The organism is Streptomyces sp. NPDC107498, from assembly GCF_055582805.1.
On the sequence record NZ_JBVJPE010000033.1, the window covers coordinates 1 to 16,381 of the forward strand.

Here is a 16,381-nt window from a genome sequence, read left to right on the forward strand (position 1 = left end):
GTACCGCAGCGACCTCATAGACGGCTGCCTCGCCGAGACTGGCCTGATCATCAGACCCGCCTGAACCCAGCGACATCACGAGTTCAACCTCAGTAGTGTCGCGTGCTCAGTTCTTCGGGCGGGACACCCCCGTCACGTAGGCGCCGAGGCCGCGCCGGTTGATCGTGCCGCCGGGGATGACCCGGGCGTTCGGCGGTGGCACGGGGACCTTCCGCTTTGCCCGGGTGGTCTGGTCTCCTCCGATCAGGTGCGTGTTGTCCACCTTCGCGGCGCACGGGTTGCCCTTGACCTCGTCGTACGGGCGGCGGCAGCCCCGGCAGTACACCTCGAGCGCCTCGACGCGCTGGGCCTCCTCCGTTTTGAAGCTGCCGCGGAAGTCGGCGATGCTCGCGACTCTCGGCGTGACCATGATCTCGGCCGCCACGACCCACACGTGGGCGACGTCCCGCTTCTTCTTCGCGGCGGGCGGCGCCGGAGGAGCCTTCGGGGCCGGAGCAGCTTTCGCGGTGGGCTCCCAGAGCGGCAGCGTCTGCGCCCTGGCCGGCTTCGCGGGCGCCGCTGTGGGCGCCCGGCGTGGGGTCTTGGCGGGCGTGGGCGTCACCTCGGGTTTGAGCCAGGCGAAGAGGCTCTCCTGCAGGTGTGAGGGGCCTGTCTGGGGCGAAAGGGGCGCTGTCGCGGTCGTCACCGTTCCTCCGGGTCACTGATGGGGTTGACACAAAGCGCAACCGCCTTCACTTCCCGAACGTCAACGGCCAATTTTTGTGACACCTCAACGGAGGAGTGCGAGCCCACGGGGCTCCCTGGGGCATGCCCGGGTCAGTCTCCGTTCTCCTGGAGCTGGAGCAGCTTGTAGAACTCCGAGGCGGTGCCGCGCCCCACGAGCTCCTTGTACGTGCCGCTCTCGATGATGCGGCCGCCTTCGAGGACGACGATGCGGTCGGCGAGGCGGGCATTGGCGAGACGGTGGGTGATGAAGAGAGTCGCCCGGCCGGCGGCGAGGTTCTTGAGGCGCGTGAAGATGCGGTGCTCAGCACGCGCGTCAAGGGCGGCGGTGGGTTCGTCCATGACGAGCACGGGTGCATCGCGGTGGAAGGCGCGGGCGATGGCGATGCGTTGCCACTGGCCGCCGGAGAGGTCGTGTCCGCCCCACCAGGAGCGTGCGAGGGAGGTGTCGAGGCCGTCGGGGAGCTGGGCGATGACGGCGTCGGCGCCGGATGCTTCGGCTGCGGCGTGGATGGCGGGGTCGCCTTCGGGCCGGGGCTGGCCGAGGTGGATGTTGGCGCGGGCGTCGAGGGGCCACCGGGTGTAGTCCTGTGGGACCAGACCGATGTGGCAGTGCACGGTGGCCGGGTCGGCGTCGGCCAGGTTGATGCCGTCCCAGTGGACGGTGCCGCTGGTGGGCAGGTACAGGCCGGTCAGCAGCTTGGCCAGGGTGGTCTTGCCGGAGCCGTTCTCGCCGACGAGGGCGACGACTTCGCCGCGCTTGAGGTCGAGGCTGATGCCGGTGAGCGCGGGCCGGTCGGTGCCGGGGTAGGTGAAGGCGGCGTCGTTGACGCTGATCACCTCGGGCCCGGTCTCCGGGATGCGGGCGGTGCCGCGGCGGGCCGTCCAGGGTCCGGCGACGGCGAGGAAGCGGTGCCAGTCGCCGACGGCGAGCGAGGTGCGGAAGAGTCCGGCCCCGGCGCGCACGGTGGTGCCGAGCGCGGCGGAGGCGGTGCGCAGGGCCAGGGCGGCGGCGCCGGCGGCGGCGAGTTCGATGCGGCCGGTGGAGACGAGCAGGATGAGCGCGGCCCACGCGGCGGCGGTAGCGAGAGCCGTGAGGGCGTCGCCGATGCCACGGACGGTGAGGGCCTTGCGGGTGGCGGTGAGCTGTTCGGCTTCCAGGCGGCTGGAGATGATCTGGTACTGGCTGGTGAGGAAGTCGGCCATGGTGCCGGCGCGGACCTCGTCGGCGGTGGTGTGCTCGGTGGTGTAGGAGCGGAAGACGTTGCGCAGGCGGGAGTCGCCGAGGTTGCGGTGGTGCGCGTCGTGCTCGATCCGCGCGGCGCGCACGGCGCCCCAGGCACAGGGTGCGGCGGCGAGCAGGAGCAGGCCGAGGACGGCGGGGTGCAGGACGGCGACGACGGCGGCGGCGGCGACGATCTGGGCGGCGGCGGAGGTGAGGAGCTGGGCGTCGAGGATCAGGTCGCGGGTCTTGTCGGCGCCGTCGGCGGCGGCCTGGCGGGCGTTTTCGAAGTCGGGGTCCTCGTACGCGGCGAGTTCGGCCGCGGTGGAGGCGGCGATGACGCGCAGGTCTGCTTCCCGGACGACCTGCGGGGCCAGGCGGGCGGCGGCGGCCCTGGTGGCGGCGTCGAAGACGTAGCGGCCGCAGAGTGCGACGCAGAGCACGGCCAGGGCTCCGGCGCAGTCCTGGAGCCCGGAGAGGAGGTCGGTACCGGTGAACAGGCCGGCCAGAACGCGGGTGGTCGCGGCGAGCGCGGCCGCGGTGAGCAGGGCGGCCGCGGTCTGGCAGGCGGCCAGGGTCAGGACGGCGCGATGGTCGGTGGCCCAGCCCAGCCGGATGGCTTCGCGCAGGGTCTTCGGCAGGCGGCGGGCGATGGCCCAGGTCGACATGGTCGCGTTGGCGTCCTGGTACCGGTCGGAGGCCATGCGCATGACGGGGGGCTGGCCGACGGCGGCCGGCGTGATGGTGGCAGTAGAACTCACGGGCCTAGGAACGCGCGCGGTGGTGCTGCGGGGCAACGCCATTGTCAGGGGCATGTGCGCATCGGGGCCGGTCAGACAATCAGCGCGTCAACTTCGCGTTCCAAAGTTCACCCGTTCGAGAAAGCCGTGGTCCGGGGAGACGGAGGCATGTCTCCCCGGACCACGGCGGTTTGTGCGCGCCCTACGGGACGGACAGGACGCGGGTGTAGGGGCGGTCCGCGCCGTCGCCGACGTCGTGGCCGACGGGCCCCTCGACGGTGTCGACCCAGGCGTGTGCGGCGTCGGGCAGCCGGCGGGCTCCCAGGGCCCAGGAGGCGCGGCGGCCGGTGAGGGCGGTCGCGAGGACGGTGGCGAGGCTGATCTCCAGGCACGCGATCCGGCCCGGCCACCACGTGGGGGTGATGTGGCGTACGGCCGTGTCGAGGCGGGCGACCTGCGCGCGGGAGGCGGCCGGGAGGCGGCGCAGGGCGCGGACGGCGGCGATGCGGTGCCTCAGCGGCAGGCGGCTGAGGGTGAGGGAGAGTGCGAGTCCCACGGCGGCGACGGCCCGCTCGGGCAGGGTGGGAGTGTTCAGCGGGGAGGGCACCATCTGCGTCATCGCGTCCACCACCTGCGGCGCGGGGTGCGGGTGGGGTCGATGAGGAGCCCCTCCTGCTTCCACCGGGTGACGAGGTTGTCGATGCCCTGGCGCACGGCGTAGGGGTCGCGGCCGGTGGGGATCGCGAGCTCGTCGGCGAGGCCGTCGGTGGTGCCGTTGGTGACGATCGCCTGCCAGATCCGGGAGACGTCCGGGCTGAGCATCGACCACTTCGCGGTGTGGACGTCGAGGAGCACGATCCCGTGCTCGTCGGCGGCGTGGTGGATGTGGCGGGCCGGGGTCAGCATGATGCCTCCGCGGGAGAGTGGGTGCCGGTGAGCCACCAGGAGGCCGTCAGCATCTGGTGCATGTCCGCGGATCCGATCGGGGTCCGGCCCTGCGCGAGGTGGTCGAGCGTGCCGGTCACGGCCGCGTGGTCGAACAGGCCGGCCGTGACGAGGGGGCTGACGGTGAGGAGGTCGCCCAGCCGTGCGCGGTGCCGCTGGAAGGCCATGACCCGCTGGGCGGTGAAGGACCCCTTCGAGCGGCGCCCCAGCAGCCAGGCGGGCAGATCGGGCAGGGCCGCCGAGAGCAGCGGCTTGAAGGTGTAGAGGCCGCGCCGGGCCGTCGGGGGCACGGCGAACGCGGCGCGGACCACGGTGTTGTCGAGGTACGGGTAGACGGGCCGGACCCCGAGGGCGTCGGCGTAGGGGTCCCAGGCGCGCGCGGCCGCGCCGGTGAACCGCAGCGCGGTCCACTGGTCGAACTCGTCGGCCCGCTCCGGCTGGGAGGTGTCGGCGGCGGCCTGCCGCAGCAGCGCGGCCACCTGGGCACGCCCGTCGGGGGTCAGCCACGAGGCGGCCGCGCCCAGGCGGCACCAGGACCAGCCCACCGTGCCCTGCGCGGGCTGCGGCCGGTTCTTCTCCAGCTGCTCCACGGCCTTCTCCAGCACTCCGGCACGGCCGAGTGCGGCGGTCTCCCGCAGGCCCTTCCAGAACGGGCCGGGCGCCATGTTCCGCAGCCGGGCGTAGGCGACGACCTGGCGGTGCGCGGCGCGGCGCTCGCCCTCTTGCAGCAGCCGGACCCACACTGAGGACGTCGCGTCCAGGACGACGTCGCCGCCGTGTCCGGTCAGGTGGAGCGGCAGGCCGGCCACCGGGGAGAGGTAGGCGCGGTCCATCTCGAACAGGGCGGCGCCCATGGCCGGCTCCAGGCCGGTCGGCTGTCCGGCGGGGAAGGAGAAGGGCAGGTCCTCGGCGGTGCCGTGCGCGATGGTGTGCTCGATGTCGGTGTCCTCGGCGATACGAGCGGCGAAGGAGGCGTCCTCGGCGCTGGTGTAGCCGTCGGTGTAGGTGACCGCGTGCACCCGGCCGACCCGGGAGGCAAGGACGACGGCCGTCGAGGAGTCGAGACCACCCGACAGGTCCGCGCCCACCGTCGCACCGGCGGCGTTAACCCGGTACTGAACGGCCTCGGTGAGAGCGGATCCGAACCGTGCGGCTCCGGACTGCAGGTCCTCGACCGGTGCGGTCGCGGTGATGTCGACGAGCTGCGGTGCCTGCCCGGTACGGAGCAGCAGGCCGTAGCCGCCCGGCACCACGCTGATCCCCTCGTACGGGCTGCGGCCGGGCCAGTGGTCGCTTCCGGCGATGATCCGCGCGGCCGCCAGCGCCAGGTCGGCCACGAGCGGCTTCCCCAGGCGGCGAAGGTCGGTCGCCCATGTCCCGTCGGCGGTGTAGTAGACCGGCCGGAGCCCGGCCAGGTCCCCGCAGACGAACCGCTCCCGCTCGTTCCCGGCGATCACCCAGTACGAGCCCGGCCAGCCCGTCAGGTCCTCCCACCGCCCCGCCCGTACGGCCGCGAGCGCGCCGTGCAGCTCCTTCTCGCCCACCGGGCAGTCGCCGACGACCGCCACGGTGGCGCTGCCCTCGGTCGCGCTGCACGCGCGGCTTCCGGGGCCGGTGCGGACGTCGTCGAGGCCGACGACGCCGATCCCGCTGCCCCCGGTCGCCGGTCCGCCGGCGAGCCACTGCTCTCCCATGCCTCTCTGCCTCCTGCTCGTTTCCGGAAATGGGCCCGGGGGCCGCCGCAGTGCGACGACCCCCGGGTTCGCGTGACGCCGGGGCGGCTCAGCCCTCGAAGTAGTTGTCCTTGTCGGAGTCGTTGAAGACCTGACGCCCGAGGGTGAGCTCGGCGACGTCGTGGGTGTTGATCTCGGCCGCGAAGTCGACGGCGGGGGTGGTGACGGTCTGCTCGGCCATGGCCGGCCTCCTTGGTGTCGGTGGTGCCTTCTTGGGTGGTGCACATCTATGACACCGGATTGGAACTCGCCTTCTTAGAGCGGGAGTTGGTGACTTCTTGGGAGAAAAGTAGGGAGCTGGCGGGACCGGTCGGCCTCGGACATGGCTCCGGGGGCTGCCGCAGTGCGACAGCCCCCGGAGCGGTACGGGATCAGGCCGGTCAGCCCTCGAAGTAGTTGTCCTTGTCGGGGATGCGGCCCGTGTAGGTGCCGAGGGTGAGCTCGGCGACCTCGTGGGTGTTGATCTCGGCCGCGAAGTCGACGGCGGGGGTGGTGGTCTGCTCGGCCATGGCCGGCCTCCTCGGTGTCAGGGGAGTGTCCCCGTGAACGGTGCACGTCCATCAGACCGGGTACGGGCTGCCCGCTGTAGAGCAAGAACTGGTGACTTCCTGGGGGAAAGGTAGGCAGTGGTCAGCGCAGGTCCAGCAGCGTCTCCACGGCCCGCTGGTGGATGGCGTAGACGTCGGGGAGCTCGGCCAGGGAGGCGCGCTCGTCGATGCCGTGCAGGCCTTCGTAGGGGACGCCGAACCCGGCCGTGGCGGGGATGCCGTACCCGGCGAGGAGGTTGCCGATGTTCGACGGGCCCGCGGTCTTCGCCCGCACGTCGAGCCCGGCCGCTCGGGCGGCGGACAGCAGCGCGGCGGCCGGCTGCTCGTTCTCCTCCAGCCGGAACGCGGGCCAGGACGCGACCTCGGTCACCTCCGTCGGAACGGGGGTGGGCAGCTCGGCGTCGAGCTCGGCGACGGCCTTGCGGACCAGGGTCTCGGCGTCGTGCGCGTCGAAGGAGGGGGTGGTGCGGACGTCGACGTTGATGTCGACCCGGTCGGGGGTCACGGAGAAGCCCTCGCCGCCGTGGAAGGCGGTGACGGTGAGCTTCGGTCCGAGCGGGAACCCGGAGGTGCCGTCAGGGCCCGGCAGCTCGGCGGCGTCGAGCAGGCCCACCAGGCGCGCGGCGCGGGTGATGGCGCCGGTGACGGTGCGGCTGGAGCCGGAGTGCCCGGACGGCGCGTGCACGGCGATCGTGGCGCGCCACAGGCCGCGGCCGCCGACGACGACCTCGTCCATGCCGGGATACCCGATGATCACCCCGGCCGGGCGGGCTGCGTGGGGGTCGGCGAGGTAGGCGCGGGCGCCGCCGAAGTTGCCGGTGTGCTCGTCGACGTCCAGGAGCACGGCGAGACCGCCCGCGAAGTCGTTCCCGCGGGCGGTGAGGTCGGCGGCGAGGTGGCAGTACATCGCGGCGGCGAGCTTCGAGTCCGCCGCGCCGCGCCCCAGCAGCCACCCGTCCCTCTCCTGCCCGCAGGTGGGGTGGAACGACCAGCGGGTGGTGTCGCCGTACGGGGCGGTGTCCACGCACGCGTCCAGCGTCCACCAGGGGCCCGGCCGGTCGCCGGCGACCTCGACCAGGAGGCCGACCAGCGCGCCCGCGCTGTCGTGCAGGCGCCGGTGCGGTACCGCGCGGGCGGTCAGCCACTCCTCCAGGACGCCGAGGACGGGGCCGTAGTCGTCGATCCCGCCACGGCTCGGCCGGCGGACCAGCTCTTGCGCGAGCCTCACCACCGACCGCATCGTCTCGTCCTGCCCGGCCGCCTGAGGGCTACTGGTCATGCCCTTCCCACCCCAACTTCCCTATCTGTGGCGCACGGGCAGATCCCGCACGTCCCGTATCGTGCCCAGCAGCCGCGCCGCCGCGCACGCTTCTCGCCCGTGGTGGACGAGACCGGCCGCGGCCTCACCGCCGAGGACGATGCCGCAGTCGAAGCCGTCCGCGCTGTGCAGGGACGGCAGCGGCACCACGGCCTGGCTCTCCGAGGCCACGAAGAAGCGCTCCAGCGTCTCCCCGGGGTCGACAAGTCCGATGTTCAGTGTCCGGACCCCGTTGCGGCGCTCGGCCGGGTCCCTCAGCTCCATGAGCCGCACCAGGTGCTCGGCCAGCTCCGGGTGCCGAGGGGGCCCGTACAGCACGCGCGTGTGCACCAGGTCCGGGTTCTGCGCGACGGCCGTCTCGATCGCGTCCAGGTACGTCTTCTCGCGGCTCCGGCTCCCCGTCACCACCAGGTGCTGCCTGGCGCCGGCCACCACTGAGGTCATCGCCTCCACCAGGTCGGCCCACCGTGTCACGAGCGTGCCCTGCGCCTGGTGCAGAGCCTGCGCGACACCGTTCTGCCCGTCCTGGTGAGCGAACAGCACCTCGCTCGGCTTGCCGTACAGCTCGACCAGACCGCGCCGGTTCCGCAGCCCCGTACGCCGCCGTCCCGACTCCCACGCGCTGAGCTGGCTGGTGTCGCTCGTCCCGCCCGTGATCGCGTTCAGCTCCGCGACTGCCTCCTCCAGCGTGAGGTTCTTCTCCAGCCGTGCGCGCTTGAGTTCCGACTCTCCAAACGTTTCCATCGAAACGTCTCCTCCCGACTCGGCCGTGCTCTCAGAGATCTCAGATCGCCGTGCGGTTGTGCCAGGTGGTACAGAGCGGGGGCGGGAGCGCGCCACCGGATGCGTTCTCCCCTCCCCGAAGTCTTGCTCAGACGGTCAAGGGGCGCTCCCGGCGCACCACGTACAGGCCGGGCCCGTAGGGGCCGTTCTCGTCGTGGGCGATGAGCCGGTCCGCGATCAGCCGCCGGCACGCGCGCAGAAGCTGCGGGGTCAGCAGGCCGTACCGATCGGCGAGTATTCCTGTCGGCAGCGGGGCGCCCTGCCGGTAATGCCCGCTCGCGATCTTTGCGCGTACGTCGCGGTCGAGGGCGACGTCGTCGGGATGCTGTTCATCGCGGCGCAGGCGGTAGGAGCGGCCGGCCCGCGCCCCTCCGCGGTAGACGATCTCGCCGCAGGTGTCGAGGTGCATCAACACGGGGCCGATTTCCGAGGCGTTGAGGTCCAGGTCCATCGCCATGGAGACGGTCGTCGGTAAGTCCGCGCCGAACTCGTACTTGGCCAGATACTGGCGGATCTGATGGAGCAGCGCGGCCCGGCGCTGCAGGAATTCGCGTTGCGTGTCGGGCATCTCGTCGTACGTCGTGCTCATGCTGCGGTCTCCGTGGGGCGGTGCGGACGAACGGTCTTGCCGTCGGGCAGCAGCTCCCCGGTGTCGTCGAAGATCGTGACGCCGTTGCACAGCCGGCCCCACCCCTGCTCGGGGAACAGGACCTGAGTGCGGGCCGCGCCCCGGTCCGGGGAGTCGGCCGTCGGGCACGGCGGGCGGTGGTGGCACATGGAACGTCCTTCGGCAGTCGTGTGGCCCGGCGCGGGATCTTCTGGGCCGTGGGGAGGTACGGGTCGATCAGGCTCCCGCGCCGGGAGCTTGAACTGTCCGGCGGCCCGGTCGAACGTCATCCGGGCCGCCGGACAGAGATCTAGGAGGCCGTCGCGGCGAAGGCGACCACGGTGACGTGGCGCAGTTCGCGGACGACCTGGCGGGCGATGACGAACGGCTCATCCGGCGAGTCGTAGAGGACCAGGGCGTCAGGATCAGGTTCTCCCGGCTCGCCGGGACGGGGGTAGAGCGTGCCCCGGACACCGGCCTTCTCGGCCTCCTGAACGCGGAGCTCGACGTGACCGTCGCGCAGCCGTGGACACGACTGCGTGGCCTTCGTCTTGCAGTCCTCGCACATGGGCGGGATCACGGTGCGCACGCCTTCCCAGACCGTGTCCTCGGCATCGTCGAGGAGCGGCAGCACCCACAGCATCCCGCGCTCGTCGCGCGCGGCCGGCTTGGTGCAGTGCGCGCACAGCAGGCCCCGCATCGCCTCCTGCTGACGAAGCGGATGCAGCTCCCTGGCGTACGCGGGACTGCCCCTACGGGACCCGGAGGTCAACGCCCACAGGATGCCGTCCCGGTCGCGGCGAAGGGCATCCAGGACCGGGTCGGCGTAGGCGACGCCGCGCGAGCTGACCACGGTCTTCGCGGCCCGGACGGTCTCTCCCGTCCACGGGACCACGTACGGCACTGCCGGTTGCATTGGTTGTTCCCCTGCGGGTTGACGGTGGGAAGGCGGTGTAGAACCCCGTTGCCGGAATCGGAACCATTCCGGCAACGGGGGGTAGGGCCGTGCCCGTCGCAGGGACGGTGCGAGCGGGCACGGAGTCTCAGAGGGCGGTACCGAGCTGCGCCGCGAGGGGTTTGTGCGGGGTCGGTTCGGGCCGGTGTCGCGCCAGGAGGGCCCAGAGTGGGCCGGGCGGGATGAGGCGGTCCCTCGCCCAGGGCCGGTACCAGTACGGGCCGGGCGGCTCGGTCCGGTTGAGCGGCGGCAAGGTGATCCGGTGGGGCGCGCCCAGGCACACGGCGTACGAATGCGGCTCCCACCGGTCGGCGGTGCCGGGCGGGACCAGCCAGTAGAACCAGCCGGCCTCGGGGTCCGCGATCACCCCGGCACATCCGCCCTGGATCATGTCCAGCGCGGTGACCGCCGCGCGTGCCTGGGCGGCTCCGGTGATGACGACGTCGAAGAGAGAACCGAGGCGCTCGCGGGTGGGACGGTTCCCCTCGACGCCCTTGAGGGTGCGGATCACCGAGGCGAGGTCACCCATGTCGGGGACCGGCTCCCGCCGGGGCCCGGACCGCTCGATCACGGCGTCCATCAGCTCGGCGGCGCTGGAGACCGTCAGCCGCTCTACGGCCGGGGCGGTCACAGGTCCACCGGGCCGGGCTGCAGCGTGGCGCGCACGGTCTTGCCGTCGTCGTCGGGGAACCAGGAGAGGGCGGCCCCGAGGCGCTGGGCGCCCCACAGGCCGCGCCCCAGCTCGCCCCGGACGGCCTGGGCGAAGCGAGGGAAGTCGGGGACATGGTCCTGGACGTCGATCAGGAGTTCGCGGTGCTCGTTGATCCGGAGCCACGCCTCCAGCCTCCGGCCGGCGCTCTCCTCGGTGAGCCCGTGCTCGACGGCGTTCCGGACCAGGACGTACAGCACGTCCACGGCGACGTGGTGAGGTCCAGGCCACGCCATGATCGTGAGCAGCGCTCGCGCCCTGACCCGGGCGGCCGCGGCCGCGCTGGCGTTGGGCGAGAGCGGGATCACCATCTCGCGTAAGACCTGCGAGGCGGGGGCGCCCGGTGTTGTTTCGGGGGTCTCTTCGGTCAGGGGGAGGGTGCACCAGACCGTCGTGCGGTCCTCCCTGACGCCCCACGAGTCGGCCAGGGCGTCGACGAGAACGAGCCCGCGGCCGTGTTCGGCGTACGGGCCGGCGGGGCGCGGCAGCGGACCGTCGGGGGTGTGGTCGTTCACCTCGATCACGAGGACATCGCCCTGGCGGTCGACGCGGACGTCCACGGTCGGGGCCGACGCGTACAGGATGGCGTTGGTCACCAGCTCGGTGAGCAGCAGGCCCGCGGTGTCCGCCAGATCGGGGCGGCCCCAGTGGTTGAGGCTGGCGCGGAGGATGCGGCGCAGGCGCTGCGGTACGGCGGCGTCCTCCCGGGACATCCCGCCGGAGACGGGATCCGGATGCCGCTCGATGGAGAGGTCGATGGCCGGCGGTGCGCTCTCGCACCATCCCGGGTCTGCTGCGGCACCAGGGATGCGTCGAAGGGCGCGCTCCTGGTCCACGGGGTGTGTCGTCATGCTCACGGGGTCTTCCCTCCGGAGTGGGGTGCCCGGTCCCGACGGGGGGCAGGACCGGACTTTCCTCCATGCGGATGCCGTCACTCCGGCGCCGCGTGACCCAGATAACTCCCTCTTCTGGAGCGGTGGTTAGGGGATCTGGCTCCGAATCTCAGTGAGCCCCCTAGGGGATTTTGGTCATCCCTTTACCTTGCATTGAGTACTCAACGGGCTACCTTGCGTTCATGGAAGCAACGCGCAACGAGGCGCTCGAAGCGTGGATGCGAGAGCACCAGTACAGCGCCAACAGCCTGGCCAAAGCGGTGAATTCAGGCCTGGAAGTGCTCACCGGGAAACCTGGAACCTACGACGGTCGCCACGTCCGCGAGTGGCGCGCGGGCCGGGTCCGCTGGCCCAATGCAGCCACCCGCCAAGTCCTGGCCGACCTCTCCGGGAAGTCCGCGATCGACTTAGGGTTCGTGCCACGGAGCCGCACCTCGTCGGCAGCCGCACCGCAGGAGGACCCCATGTACCGCCGCACCCTCGTCACGGGAGCCATTTCGGTTGCCGTCGCTGCTGCCGCTCCAGGAGCCGCCTCGACCCGCAAGATCGGCATGAGCGACGTCGGCCGCCTGCAGGAAAAGTTCGCTGCTGTGATCGCCAGCGACCACAAGCGCGGCGGCCAGCGCGACATCGAGCAGCAGGCCGCGGACCTCGCCGACACGGCCTTGAACCTCCAGAACTCCGGGAGTGCCACCCAGCGCGTCCGCAGCAGTCTCTACGCCACCGCGGCCAGCTTCCGCTCGTCGGCGATGTGGGCGGCCATTGACGGACGCCGCTTCAAGGACGCCGTCGCCCACATGCGGGAGGCACAGACCCTCGCGGAACTCTCCGGCGACCAAGCGATCAAGTTCCGCATCTGGTCCCACGCCGGCACCCTCTACCGGCACATGGGGCGTCCCGCAGACGCCCGCGCCGCCAACGACGTCGCCCGGAACCTGCACATCACCCGCCGCGACCCGATGTTCGCCTCCCTGGGATTGGCCCGCCAGATGGCCATTCAGGGCGTCTCGCACGAGCTGCGAAGCCTCCCCCGCACCTTCGACCAGGCGCAGGAGGCTATGCACCGCGCCGACCCGAACGCCTGCCGCCCGGTCTGGCTCCTGGCCTTCTGGGACGAGTCAGAGCTTCACTCCCTCGCCCTCAGCGCGCACCTGGCCGCCGGCGACTGGCCAACCGCCGAGTACCACGCGCACCGGTGCCTGGCCTCGCTCCGACCGCACATGCAACGCTCACGCGCCATCGCCACCAGCCGCCTCGCGCAGGCACAGCTCGCACAAGGCGACGTCGACACCGCCACTCACACCGCCATGAAAGTGACATCAGAAGCGGCTACCCAACACCCCCGGGTATCGAGGATGCTGCAAGAGTTCGGCGCTGCCCTGCGCGCTACGGCACCAGGCAGCGTCAACGCGCGCACCTGGACCGAGCACACAGCCGCCTGGAGGGCCCCCGCATGACTTCGGCACCCGCCATCGAACTCCGCTCCTTCACCGATCTGGACGCCGTCCGTGGCGATCTGCTCGACGTGTACGCCGAGGTCCGCGCGCCCCTGCTCCACCTCGCGAACTACGCGGTGAGCAGCTTCGGCGAGCGGCTGGACAGGCACGGGGCCGAAGACGGCTTCCAGGCGGTTCTCGCCTACGAGGGCGGGCACCCGGTGGGCTACGCCTACGGCAACCGGATCGAGGACGGGGACCGTTACTGGCAGCGGATGGACCCGGCACCCAGCGAGAAGTACACGGCGCGCGCGGCCGTCGCATTGAAGGAAATCGGGGTCCGGCCCGTCTGGCGGGGCCTTGGTGTGGCGCGACGCGTCCACGACGCCTTCCTCGCCAGTCGTGATGAGCCGTACGTGACGCTGATGGTCAACCCGGCGGCGGGCGACGGCAAGGTCCACGCCCTGTACCGGTCGTGGGGGTACGAAGACCTCGGCCACAGCCAGCCGTCGCCCGCGTCACCTCGCCTCACCGTGATGATCCGGACGACGGCGTAGGTGTTTCGAGCGAAACGTCTCCCTTCGCCGGGTTGTGCAGCGGCACCCTTTCGAAGGGGTCGTTGCGTTCAGCCTGGGCCGGTCGGACGTACACCGTGCGGGGAACGCGGGATCCGGGCCGCCACCGGCCGGCGCGCTCGAGCTCCTCGTCGGTCGCACCGGCCTGAGCGAGTTCGGTAGCAGCGCCGGCGCGCAGTCCCTGGGAGGAGACGTGCCGGCCGTCGGTGACGAGTCCGGCCGCGGCGAACCAGTGCTTCACCCGGTCGTTCACGGTCTGCCCCCGAAGGTGCAGGCCTCGGACGGTGGCGGTCTTCGCCCGGGTCTCGGCCGTGGCCACCTTGCCGTTCTTGAGCACCTGCCGGAACACGGGGCCGCTCGTGATGCCCTGCTCGGCCATGTAGTCGAGCCACCGGGTGAGCCGGGGGACGAGCTGGAGGTCTGCGCGGTCCTTGAGGACGAGGTTCTGCTCCTCGTCGTGCGTCTTGTCCTCGAGGAGCCAGACGAGAACACCGCCCGCGGTGAAGGTCAGGTCCTCGATCTCGAGGTTGGCGTCCTCAACGCTTCGGCCCAGGAACCGGTAGCCGAAGGCGAACATCGCAGCGTCGCGGCACCCGACCGCTCGACCGTCCTCCTCCGCCTTCTCCATCATCGGGATCAGGTACGGCAAGGTGAGAGGGAACGCCCGGCGCACACGGAGCGCCCGCTTGTTGTTCTTCCGGTACACCTCGAGAAGCCGCAGGTAGAGGCTGTTATCCGGCTGCTTCCCCGGCGGCATGGCCGTCTTGATCTGCGACATGTAGTTCTTGATCGTCGAGACCTTGAGGCCGCGGGCCATCAGGTGCCGGCTGTACTCGGTGTACGTCGCCGTCGTGCACGGCACCGGCACCCGGCCTTCCTGGACGCACCAGGCCTTGAAGGCACGCATCGGGCCGGTGTCCGCCGGATCGGTGTCCTGCAGGATCGCGGCGGTCTCGTCGCTGACGTACAGATCCCGCTCGGTGTACGCCGGGCCGTCGGCGGCGGTCGGTAGCTCCTGGCCCGGGAACAGCACGGTGTTGTGGTCGACGAGCGGCCGGAGACCCGGTTCGTCGATGAGCGCCAGGGCCTCGCTCTCGTCGACGAGCTCGGCGTCGATGATCTCGTCTGCGGCGTCGACGCTCATCGCAGCTTGCCCCAGTCGAACCACGGCCGAATGCCCTGGGCGGCCATCCGGCGTTCGCCGAGCTGCCAGAAGTCCGGTTCGAGGCTCAGGCGGCCGTTCTCCCAACGCCACTCGTACTCGCGGCCGAACAACTGGACGGGCCTGCCGTGATCTCGGCTTGCCGTCATCGCTCGCTCCACTGCCAGCAGCCACGGGCGCAGTCCTCCGGCCGGTGCCACTTTGCGGGCTTTCCGGACAGGAGGGAGGCGGCGTCGTAGTGCACGCCCTCCTTCATCAGTTCGGTGAACCGCGGGGCCTGCCACATGTGGCCGCCGCCGTGGCCCTCGGACGGGGTCCAGCCGGGGTGGATCGGCTTCACGCAGGGGTGTCCGGTCTCCGGCGCCGGGATCGGGCAGGGGAGGGTGCCGTCGGAGATCGGTTCGGGGAACTCGGGGTGGGTGCGCCACTGGTCGGCGATGTTCTTGAGCCCCCACCACTCGTTCTCGATCTTCTCCGGGTCGCCGCCGGCCCAGGCGTCGAGGAACGCCTGATGCTCGGCCTGCGCCTCCTTCCGCTTCTTCCGGTACTCGTCCATGGGGCCCTCGTCCGCGAGGGGGTACACCGCTCGGAGGTCGTCCTCGAGCCGGTCGCGGATGAACTCGTACCAGGCGAGGGCGGACTGCTCGGTGATGAGGGGGTGCGCGGGGCGGGTGAGCTCTGCGGAAGTGCCCTGGTCAGCCACGGGTGACCGCGTAGTGGTGTTCATCGAGAAGGGGTCCATTCATCGTCCTTGAGGACCGCGCGGTGCTGACGCTCCCAGAGTTCGCCGCAGTTGAAGCAGAGCAGACACGGCTCCTGCTTGTTCTCAGCCACCGCGGCTTTGACCAGCGTGTCCATTCCGCAGTCCGGGCAGCCGATCTGGACGGCGGCATCGAAGCGGCGGAAGGCGTCGGGCTCGCGGCTTCCAGTTCGCAGACTCAGGTAGTCGGCGCAGGCCGACTCGGGCTCCCCGTACTCAAAGAGGCAGAACTGGCAGCTGATGGTCGGGGTACCGACCACCAGCGCCCACTGGTCGCACTGGGGGCACTGCACGGTCTGCTTCGTCAGCCGGGCCAGTGCCGCCGCGAGTCCGTTCATCCGCTCGTCCACGAGCCGCTGGATCCTGTGCAGGTTGGTCCGCAGACGTCCCATCGTCTCCGCGACGCCGGGCTCGGCCTTGAGGTGCAGATGGATGAAGTCCAGCAGGAAGCTCAGGACTTGCGCCGCCTGGGCGTCGACTGCGTAGGCATTTTCGACGTGGGCGAAGTGCGTCAGGCCGTTCCGGATCCGCTGGAGCTTGCTGATGGCGGTCCGGCCGTCCTCCGGAATGTGCAGTGAGACGATCCCCTGCAGCCGCTGCAGAGCCTGGTCGATCGTGCAGCTGATGAAGTCGCCGTTGGCGTAGGCCTGCTGCGTTGCCTGACCGGGGTTGGCGAAGACGAGACTCCAGTGCTCCTTCACGAGGCGCGCCTTCAGAAGTACCTCGGTGGCGGCCTGGAGGTGCAGCACGCCGTACTTGAGGGAGCGCGCATCGGGCGGAGCTGTCCCCTCGAGGTGCTCGACGGCGCTGAGCAGGTAGTCGAGCCCGTTGCTTACCGGCGTGAACTCCACGTCCGGTCGTCTGTTCGGGCGGGGGTTGGGGGTGCTCTCGTTACTCACAGGCACGCCGCCTTGTCGTTGTGGTCGGAGACCTTGATCGGGCGGCCCCAGATTACCGACAACAATTGCAGTTGTTGTCGGCTGCTGGGAGGTGACGAAATAGAGTCGTACTCGGGGCGGAGGGCGCCGCCCGAGCTCGTGAGGTCGAGGGATACCCGATGCGGGTGCAACTTTTACATTCGATTTTTCACCTAGAAAAACTCTCCACTCAACCCGCCCGGGGCTGTCGGCAGACCCCAGTGCAAGTGCAGGCGGGGAGTGCCACTTGTTGGCCTCGGGTTCTACGAGTCTTGAAAGTGCGTTTCATCCCGCCTGGGTTGCTTCATTGCAGTTCAGGCGGCGGAACGTTTCGGGACGGCTGGGGCAGTAGACG

At 71.0% G+C, this 16,381-nt stretch carries 20 protein-coding genes; 2 read left to right on the forward strand and 18 right to left on the reverse strand.

Annotated features, from left to right (window positions below; translation table 11 throughout):
- Nucleotides 1-106: 106 nt before the first annotated feature.
- The 14 genes from ACZ66Z_RS34100 to ACZ66Z_RS34165 all read right to left on the reverse strand — a co-directional run bounded on the left by ACZ66Z_RS34100 (nucleotide 107) and on the right by ACZ66Z_RS34165 (nucleotide 11,134).
- On the reverse strand, nucleotides 107-601 hold the full coding sequence (locus ACZ66Z_RS34100; RefSeq protein ID WP_469939634.1) for a hypothetical protein: 495 nt from the start codon (nucleotides 599-601) through the stop codon (nucleotides 107-109).
- Nucleotides 602-816: 215 nt separating this feature from the next.
- Entirely contained in the window at nucleotides 817-2,706 is a 1,890-nt protein-coding gene (locus tag ACZ66Z_RS34105; protein ID WP_469939636.1) for an ATP-binding cassette domain-containing protein, read from the reverse strand.
- A 181-nt stretch (nucleotides 2,707-2,887) separates the two neighbouring features.
- Entirely contained in the window at nucleotides 2,888-3,304 is a 417-nt protein-coding gene (locus ACZ66Z_RS34110; RefSeq protein WP_469939638.1) for a lasso peptide biosynthesis B2 protein, read from the reverse strand.
- Nucleotides 3,301-3,591, reverse strand: a complete 291-nt coding sequence (locus tag ACZ66Z_RS34115; protein ID WP_469939640.1) for a PqqD family protein — start codon at nucleotides 3,589-3,591, stop codon at nucleotides 3,301-3,303. The genes ACZ66Z_RS34110 and ACZ66Z_RS34115 overlap by 4 nt, the downstream gene beginning before the upstream one ends.
- Nucleotides 3,585-5,324, reverse strand: coding sequence for an asparagine synthase-related protein (locus ACZ66Z_RS34120; RefSeq protein WP_469939642.1), 1,740 nt, complete (start codon nucleotides 5,322-5,324; stop codon nucleotides 3,585-3,587). The genes ACZ66Z_RS34115 and ACZ66Z_RS34120 overlap by 7 nt, the downstream gene beginning before the upstream one ends.
- An 88-nt stretch (nucleotides 5,325-5,412) precedes the next feature.
- Entirely contained in the window at nucleotides 5,413-5,544 is a 132-nt protein-coding gene (locus ACZ66Z_RS34125; RefSeq protein ID WP_469939644.1) for a hypothetical protein, read from the reverse strand.
- 199 nt (nucleotides 5,545-5,743) lie between these two features.
- Complete coding sequence (locus ACZ66Z_RS34130; protein ID WP_469939645.1) at nucleotides 5,744-5,872, reverse strand: hypothetical protein; 129 nt, start codon at nucleotides 5,870-5,872, stop codon at nucleotides 5,744-5,746.
- A gap of 121 nt (nucleotides 5,873-5,993) precedes the next feature.
- Nucleotides 5,994-7,190, reverse strand: a complete 1,197-nt coding sequence (locus ACZ66Z_RS34135) for a M20 family metallopeptidase (protein ID WP_469939647.1) — start codon at nucleotides 7,188-7,190, stop codon at nucleotides 5,994-5,996.
- 21 nt (nucleotides 7,191-7,211) lie between these two features.
- Entirely contained in the window at nucleotides 7,212-7,973 is a 762-nt protein-coding gene (locus tag ACZ66Z_RS34140) for an XRE family transcriptional regulator (RefSeq protein ID WP_469939649.1), read from the reverse strand.
- 127 nt (nucleotides 7,974-8,100) lie between these two features.
- Nucleotides 8,101-8,601: a hypothetical protein gene (locus ACZ66Z_RS34145; RefSeq protein WP_469939651.1), complete on the reverse strand. Its 501-nt coding sequence runs from the start codon at nucleotides 8,599-8,601 to the stop codon at nucleotides 8,101-8,103.
- Nucleotides 8,598-8,789 (reverse strand): DUF5999 family protein, encoded by a 192-nt coding sequence (locus ACZ66Z_RS34150; RefSeq protein WP_469939653.1) that lies wholly within the window; start codon nucleotides 8,787-8,789, stop codon nucleotides 8,598-8,600. The genes ACZ66Z_RS34145 and ACZ66Z_RS34150 overlap by 4 nt, the downstream gene beginning before the upstream one ends.
- Before the next feature lie 140 nt (nucleotides 8,790-8,929).
- Nucleotides 8,930-9,535 (reverse strand): hypothetical protein, encoded by a 606-nt coding sequence (locus tag ACZ66Z_RS34155; RefSeq protein WP_469939655.1) that lies wholly within the window; start codon nucleotides 9,533-9,535, stop codon nucleotides 8,930-8,932.
- 127 nt (nucleotides 9,536-9,662) lie between these two features.
- Nucleotides 9,663-10,205 carry a hypothetical protein gene (locus tag ACZ66Z_RS34160; RefSeq protein ID WP_469939657.1) on the reverse strand — a complete coding sequence of 181 codons (543 nt, stop codon included), beginning with the start codon at nucleotides 10,203-10,205 and terminating at the stop codon, nucleotides 9,663-9,665.
- Nucleotides 10,202-11,134 carry an ATP-binding protein gene (locus tag ACZ66Z_RS34165; RefSeq protein WP_469939724.1) on the reverse strand — a complete coding sequence of 311 codons (933 nt, stop codon included), beginning with the start codon at nucleotides 11,132-11,134 and terminating at the stop codon, nucleotides 10,202-10,204. The genes ACZ66Z_RS34160 and ACZ66Z_RS34165 overlap by 4 nt, the downstream gene beginning before the upstream one ends.
- 224 nt (nucleotides 11,135-11,358) lie before the next feature.
- Between ACZ66Z_RS34165 and ACZ66Z_RS34170 the strand changes: the two genes are divergently transcribed.
- Both ACZ66Z_RS34170 and ACZ66Z_RS34175 read left to right on the forward strand, forming a co-directional pair.
- Nucleotides 11,359-12,633, forward strand: a complete 1,275-nt coding sequence (locus ACZ66Z_RS34170; RefSeq protein ID WP_469939659.1) for an XRE family transcriptional regulator — start codon at nucleotides 11,359-11,361, stop codon at nucleotides 12,631-12,633.
- The gene (locus tag ACZ66Z_RS34175; protein ID WP_469939661.1) at nucleotides 12,630-13,169 is read left to right on the forward strand and encodes a GNAT family N-acetyltransferase; all 540 of its coding nucleotides are present in this window, start codon (nucleotides 12,630-12,632) and stop codon (nucleotides 13,167-13,169) included. The genes ACZ66Z_RS34170 and ACZ66Z_RS34175 overlap by 4 nt, the downstream gene beginning before the upstream one ends.
- Here ACZ66Z_RS34175 and ACZ66Z_RS34180 read toward each other — a convergent pair.
- Genes ACZ66Z_RS34180 through ACZ66Z_RS34195 form a run of 4 tightly spaced genes read right to left on the reverse strand, consistent with a single transcriptional unit; the run spans nucleotide 13,141 to nucleotide 15,960 of the window.
- Entirely contained in the window at nucleotides 13,141-14,331 is a 1,191-nt protein-coding gene (locus ACZ66Z_RS34180; RefSeq protein WP_469939663.1) for a tyrosine-type recombinase/integrase, read from the reverse strand. The two genes, ACZ66Z_RS34175 and ACZ66Z_RS34180, sit on opposite strands and share 29 nt — an antisense overlap.
- Complete coding sequence (locus ACZ66Z_RS34185; RefSeq protein WP_469939665.1) at nucleotides 14,328-14,498, reverse strand: hypothetical protein; 171 nt, start codon at nucleotides 14,496-14,498, stop codon at nucleotides 14,328-14,330. The genes ACZ66Z_RS34180 and ACZ66Z_RS34185 overlap by 4 nt, the downstream gene beginning before the upstream one ends.
- Complete coding sequence (locus ACZ66Z_RS34190; protein ID WP_469939667.1) at nucleotides 14,495-15,052, reverse strand: hypothetical protein; 558 nt, start codon at nucleotides 15,050-15,052, stop codon at nucleotides 14,495-14,497. Before ACZ66Z_RS34190 ends, ACZ66Z_RS34185 begins: the two co-directional genes overlap by 4 nt.
- 20 nt (nucleotides 15,053-15,072) lie before the next feature.
- Nucleotides 15,073-15,960 (reverse strand): hypothetical protein, encoded by an 888-nt coding sequence (locus ACZ66Z_RS34195; RefSeq protein WP_469939669.1) that lies wholly within the window; start codon nucleotides 15,958-15,960, stop codon nucleotides 15,073-15,075.
- Between the last annotated feature and the right edge of the window lie 421 nt (nucleotides 15,961-16,381).